Origin of the sequence: Thermus sp. (genome assembly GCF_037444525.1) — a bacterium.
Taxonomy (GTDB): domain Bacteria; phylum Deinococcota; class Deinococci; order Deinococcales; family Thermaceae; genus Thermus.
This window is the reverse complement of record NZ_JBBIMD010000091.1, coordinates 1-5,552: the sequence shown is the minus strand read 5'-3', so window position 1 is coordinate 5,552 and position 5,552 is coordinate 1. Positions and strand designations below refer to the sequence as shown.

At 66.6% G+C, this 5,552-nt stretch carries 6 protein-coding genes and 1 pseudogene; all 7 read right to left on the bottom strand.

The features are described 5' to 3' along the window. Nucleotides 1-466: M20/M25/M40 family metallo-hydrolase (locus tag WKI94_RS11330; protein WP_337845835.1), on the bottom strand; the 466-nt coding region annotated here is incomplete at its 3' end. After that, nucleotides 463-1,650, bottom strand: coding sequence for a [LysW]-aminoadipate semialdehyde transaminase LysJ (gene lysJ / locus WKI94_RS11325; RefSeq protein ID WP_337845834.1), 1,188 nt, complete (start codon nucleotides 1,648-1,650; stop codon nucleotides 463-465). The genes lysJ and WKI94_RS11330, both read right to left, overlap by 4 nt. A gap of 120 nt (nucleotides 1,651-1,770) precedes the next feature. Further along, complete coding sequence (locus WKI94_RS11320; protein WP_337845833.1) at nucleotides 1,771-2,574, bottom strand: CPBP family glutamic-type intramembrane protease; 804 nt, start codon at nucleotides 2,572-2,574, stop codon at nucleotides 1,771-1,773. Between the two features lie 18 nt (nucleotides 2,575-2,592). Next, the gene (locus WKI94_RS11315; RefSeq protein WP_337845832.1) at nucleotides 2,593-2,787 is read right to left on the bottom strand and encodes a hypothetical protein; all 195 of its coding nucleotides are present in this window, start codon (nucleotides 2,785-2,787) and stop codon (nucleotides 2,593-2,595) included. Further along, the gene (locus WKI94_RS11310) at nucleotides 2,787-3,647 is read right to left on the bottom strand and encodes an SPFH domain-containing protein (RefSeq protein ID WP_337845831.1); all 861 of its coding nucleotides are present in this window, start codon (nucleotides 3,645-3,647) and stop codon (nucleotides 2,787-2,789) included. Before WKI94_RS11310 ends, WKI94_RS11315 begins: the two co-directional genes overlap by 1 nt. Nucleotides 3,648-3,659: 12 nt before the next feature. After that, the gene (locus tag WKI94_RS11305) at nucleotides 3,660-4,814 is read right to left on the bottom strand and encodes an ABC transporter permease subunit (RefSeq protein WP_337845830.1); all 1,155 of its coding nucleotides are present in this window, start codon (nucleotides 4,812-4,814) and stop codon (nucleotides 3,660-3,662) included. Next, a pseudogene (locus WKI94_RS11300) lies at nucleotides 4,802-5,443 on the bottom strand (ATP-binding cassette domain-containing protein); the annotation flags it as partial. The gene WKI94_RS11305 and the pseudogene WKI94_RS11300, both read right to left, overlap by 13 nt. Nucleotides 5,444-5,552 lie beyond the last annotated feature (109 nt).

The following is a 5,552-nucleotide window of genomic DNA, read 5'->3' as shown; positions in this document are numbered from 1 at the left end:
CCAGGGTGATCCCCTCCCAGCCCGAGGGCTCCCCAATGATCACATAGTCCGGTGTGAGCCTTGAGGCCACGAACCGCGCCCCCTTGGAGCTTGGGGCCTCCTCCTCCGTGGCCCCCACCAGGTGGACGGTGAGGCGCCTTCTTGCCTCTCCCGAAAGGGCGGCGGCGGCGAAGACCATGGCCATAAAGGGCCCCTTGGCGTCCACCGCCCCCCGGCCGAAGAGTTTGCCGTCTACGAGTCTGACCGGCACCTCCCCGGGCACGGTGTCAATGTGCCCCAGGAGGACCACCTGGACGGGGCCTTCCCCCACCCGGCCCCGGGCGTTGTCCGCCTCGTCCACGAAGGCCTCGAGGCCAAGCCGCCGCATCCCCTCCACCAGGTACTCCGCCACCAGGCGCTCCCTTCCGGAAGGAGAGGGGATCTCCAGGGCCCCTTTCAGGAACTCAACGGGGTCCAAGGCGCTCATGCCACCAGCACCGCCCGCACCGCCTCCACCACCCGCGCCAGATCCTCCTTGGCAATCACCAGAGGCGGCAGGAAACGGATCACCGTGGGCCCCGCCTGCAGGGTGAGGATGCGGTGCTCCTTCTCCAGGCGCTCAATGTAGGGCGCGGCCTTTTCCTTAAGCTCGAGGCCCACCATGAGCCCAAGCCCCCGCACCTCCCGGATCTTGGGGGAGGGGATCTTACGGAGCTCTTCCATAAACCAGGGCCCAAGCTCCGCCGCCCGCTCCCAAAGCTGGGTGCGCTCCAGATAGCGGAGGGCGGCCACCCCCGCGGCCATGGCCAGGGGGTTCCCCCCGAAGGTGGTGCCGTGCCCGCCCTTGGGCATGGCCTCGGCCACCTCCTTCCGCATCACCGCGGCCCCCAGGGGCACCCCGCCCCCTAAGGCCTTGGCCAGGGTGAGGATGTCGGGCACGATGCCGTAGTGCTCAAAGGCGAAGCGCCGTCCTGTGCGGCCCATACCGGTCTGGATTTCGTCCAGGATGAGGAGGGCTCCCCTTTCCCGGGTGATCTCCCGGGCAGCCCTTAGGAACTCAGGGATGGCGGGGCGCACCCCCCCTTCTCCCTGGACAGGCTCCAGGATCACCGCGGCCGTCTCCCCATCCACCGCCTTTTCCAGGGCCTCCACATCGTTGTAGGGGATGAACTCCACGGGCCCCACCAGGGGCAGGAAAGGCTCCCGGTACTTGGGCTCCCAGGTGACGGAAAGGCTCCCCATGGTCCTGCCGGAGAAGCCCCGCATGGCGGCCACGAACTTCTTCCTTCCCGTATAGGCCCGGGCGAACTTGAGGGCGGCCTCGTTGGCCTCCGTGCCTGAGTTCACCGGGAAGACCCGGTTGAGCTCTGGGGGGAGAACGGAGACCAGGGTGCGGTAAAACTCGCCCCGAGCGGGGGTGGGCAGGGTCTGGGGCATGGAGAGGAGGAGCTCCGCCTGGCGCTTCACCGCCTCCACCACCCCGGGGTTGCTGTGGCCCAGGTTGGCCACCCCGTACCCCCCCACGCAGTCTATGTACTCGTTCCCCTCCGCGTCCCACACCCGCGCCCCTTCCCCCCGCACCAGGAGGAGGTCGTGCTTGGTGTAGACCCCGGTGTCCAGTTCCCTTTCCGCCTCTAGAAGCGCCCGCCAGTCCTCCAAGGTGGTGTGCATGGACCCTCCCTATAAAGAAAAGCCCCGGGGCTTGCCCGGGAAGCTTGGGCTTCCCAGGCCGGCTTAGGTTTTGCCCCGGGCGCTCATCTCCTTTCAGCCTAGGGACCCTGCCCGGGCCTGTCAAGCGAGGGACACGCGCCGCCTCAGCCACAGGTTGAAAAGGGCTAGGAGAAAGAAGCCGGGCAGGCCCAAGACCCCCACCAGAAGGTCGTGGGTCCTCAAAAAGGGGAGGAGGGAAAGCCCCGCCACCCCGTTCAGGGTTCCGTGGAGGAGGGCTGGGGCCAGGACGCTTCCTCCCTTTTCCCGAACGTAGAGGAGGGTGGGGGTGAGGAGGAGGGTGAAGAGGATCATGGCCCCCACGCCCAGGATGGGGGCACTCGGGTAGTTGTGCCCCATGAGGATGAGAGGGGCGTGCCAAAGCCCCCAAACGAAGCCGATCTCCAGGGAGGCGGGCCAGAACCCTTTGGCTTTAAGCTTTTCCCAAAGGTATCCCCGCCACATGAGCTCTTCCCCCAGGGCGAAGAGGAGGTTCACCGTGGCCCCCGCCAAGAGCCCCTCTAGGATGCCCCCCAGGAAAAGGGCCCAAAGCAGGGTGCCTTCGGGGATGGCCAGGGCTTCCGGGGGCAGGGTGGCCTTCAGGGCTTCCACCCCCACCCAAGGGGCGAGGGGAAGGGTTAGGGGGATGGAGAGGAGGGTGAGCCTCACGGGGAAAAGCCAGGCGAGGAACCAGAAGCGGTTGGGCTTAAGGGCGAGGGGCAGGGCAAGCCCTTCCTTTCTACTGAAATAGAGGGCCACCAGGCCCGGCACCCACATGTAGGCCCCTGCGAAGAGGGTGTAGGCCGGGGTGCCTACCCGTCCCCCCAAAAGCCAGAAGAGGAGGGCCAGGCTCCAGGAAAGCCCTAGCGTCCAGTACAAGGCCTTCATTGCGCCTCCCTGGCCATCCTACTTCTCCTGGTCCGGACCGCCCTGGGGGTCCTCCTTCCACCGGCCCGCCTTCCTTGCCGCCTCCTTCAGGAGGTATTCTATCTGGGCGTTCACGCTCCTAAGCCCGTCCTGGGCCCACTTTTCCAGGACCCGGTAGAGCCTTGGGTCCAGCCGGAGCAAGAAGGCTTTTTTTCCCCGCCCCCTTTCGCCCATCAGGTGTAGAGCGTACCGGCGTTGATCACCGGCTGGGCCTGGGCCTCGGAGACCAGGGCCACCATGAGGTTGTTCACCATGGCCGCCTTCCTTTCCTCGTCCAGGGCGATGCCCTGGGCCTCGAGGCCCAAGAGGGCTTCCTTCACCATCCCCACCGCGGCTTCCACGATGAACCGCCGGGCGGCCACCACCGCCTGGGCCTGCTGGCGGCGGAGCATGGCCTGGGCGATCTCTGGGGCATAGGCCAGGTGGGTGAGCCGGGCCTCTAAGACCTCCACCCCCGCCACCTTAAGCCGTTCTTCCACCTCCGCTTTGAGCTCCTCCGCCAGCTCCTCGGGGTTGCCCCTTAAGGACTTTTCCTCCCCGTCGTAGGGGTAGCGGCTGGCGAGGGCCCTCAAAGCGGTTTCCGACTGGATGGCCACGAAGCTGGCGTAGTCCTCCACCTGGAAGAGGGCCTTGGCCGAGTCCACCACCCGCCAGGCCACCACCGCGGCGATCTCAATGGGGTTGCCCTGGGCATCGTTCACCTTAAGCCGGTCGGAGTTGAAGTTGTGCACCCTTAGGGAGACCCGCCTTTTCACCGTGAAGGGGTTCACGTAGTGGAACCCTGCTTCCCGCACGCTCCCCACGTACCGCCCGAGGAAGGTCAGGACCCGGGCCTCGTTGGGCTGGACGGTGATGAGCCCCGCCCCGGAGAGGCCGCTTAGGAGAAGCCCCCCCAGGAGGTGGGCCAGGTACACCGCCTCCTTTTCCAAAGGCCCTTCCCTTATGGCCCATCCCGTCCAGATAAGCCCCAAGAGGAGAAGCCCCAGGCCAAGAAAACCGCTGGTCCGCCACGCCCGAACCTCTTGGATCTCCATAGACCACCTCCTTCAGTTCCGGAACACCACCTCTTCCCGGCGGAAGACCCCCACCGCCAGGAGGAAGGCCAGGGCCGCGTACACCAAGGTGGAGCCCCAGGTAAAGGCCAGGTTTAAAGGCTCCACCTGCCCCCGGAAGAGCCCGTCCATGAGGAGGGCCACGTTGAGGACCGGGACAAGGTGGTGCCAGGCCTCGGGGGTGAAAAAGCCCCTGAACTGCAGGAAAAGGAGGGGGAAGAGGACGAGGAGCTGCAGGGGGGCCATGTAGCTTTGGGCTTCCTTGAAGCTTCGGGCGTAAAGCCCGAGGGCCACCATCACCGCCCCCATGAAGAGGGCCAGGAGGAAGGCGGTGGCGAAGAGGGCCAGGAACTCTCCCCCTGTGAGGGCCACCCGCCCCCCGAGGTTGACCTCGGCCTCCAGGCGCCCGCTCATCAGGCCCCCTACGGCCAGGCCCAAAAGCCCCGCGGCCCCGGAAAGGAGGGCCATGGCCACGGTGGCCAGGGTCTTGCCCAAGGCCAGGTGGGGGAGGGGCACGGGGGCGGTGAGGAGGGCCTCGAGGGTCCCCTTCTCCTTCTCCCCGGCGGTGGCGTCCACCGCCACCACCTGCCCCCCTGAGAGGATGAAGATCACCAGGAAAAAGGGGAGGAGGAAGCCCAACATCCCTGCGGCCCGTTCCCGCTCGGGGGAGGCGTCCACCACCTCCACCTGGAAAGGGCTCAGGACCTCCAGGGGCACCTCCCGGGCTCTTAAGGCCTCGGCCACCGCCCTTTCCTTCAGGAGGGCTAGGGCCTTTTCCACCTTGCCCACCGCCACCTGCGCCTCGTTGAGCCCCCCCGCCAGGCGGCCGTAGACCCGGAAGACCCCCTCTTCCCACACCACCCCTACGGGATAGGCGCCCTTTTCCACCGCCCCCTTGGGGTCCTCCGAAGGCACCGGGGTGAGCCCCTGGACCCTTAGGGCCTCGAGGACCTCCGGGGTGACCCCCCGCACCGCCACCTCCTGCGCTTCCTGGGCGCTCCTTTCCAGGATGCGCGAGAGAAGGAGCGTGGGGCCAAAGGCGAAGACGGGCATGAGAAGCACCGGCAGCACCAGCGTGGAAAAGACGAGCTTCCGGTCCCGAAGGACCTGCAAGAGTTCCTTGCGGAAGATGCGGATTACGGTTTCCATTCCCTCACCACCCGTACAAAGGCCTTCTCCAGGCTTCCTTCACCCAGCGCCAGGGCTTGGGCCTTTTCCCCTTGCCAAAGGAGGCGCCCCTGGTGCAAAAAGCCCACCCGGTCCGCCACCTCCTCCGCCTCCGCCATCGCGTGGGTGGAGTAGATCACCGTCTGCCCCAGGTCCCGATAGGCCTTTACAAAGTCCAGAAGGGCCCTCCGGGCGAAAACGTCCAGTCCCGCCGTGGCCTCGTCCAGGATGAGCACCGGTGGGCGGTGGAGGATGGCCCGGGCGATGACCACCTTCTGCCGCATTCCCGTGGACATCTCCAGCACTTTTTTGCCCAGGGTTTCCTCGAGCCCAAGAAGCCCCACCGCCCAGTCCAGGGCCTCCCGGAAGGCCTGGCCCTTAAGCCCGTAAAACCCGGCGAAAAACTCCAGCACCTCCCGCCCCGTGAGCCGTTCATAGACCCGCATGCCCCCGTTCACCAGCCCAAGTCTCCGGCGCACCTCCAGGGGGTCCCGGAGGATGTGAAACCCCGCCACCCAAGCCTCCCCTCCGCTGGGCCGCACCAGGGTGGCCAGCATGCGCAAGGTGGTGGTCTTGCCTGCCCCGTTGGGGCCCAAAAGGGCGTAGACCTCCCGGTCGTGTCAAGATTTATGTGTAAGCGTCTGTGTACGGGGGGCATACCTTTCCCGAAGCATCCCTTCCAACACCTCCTGCACCTCGGCAAAACCCTTCAACCTCCGC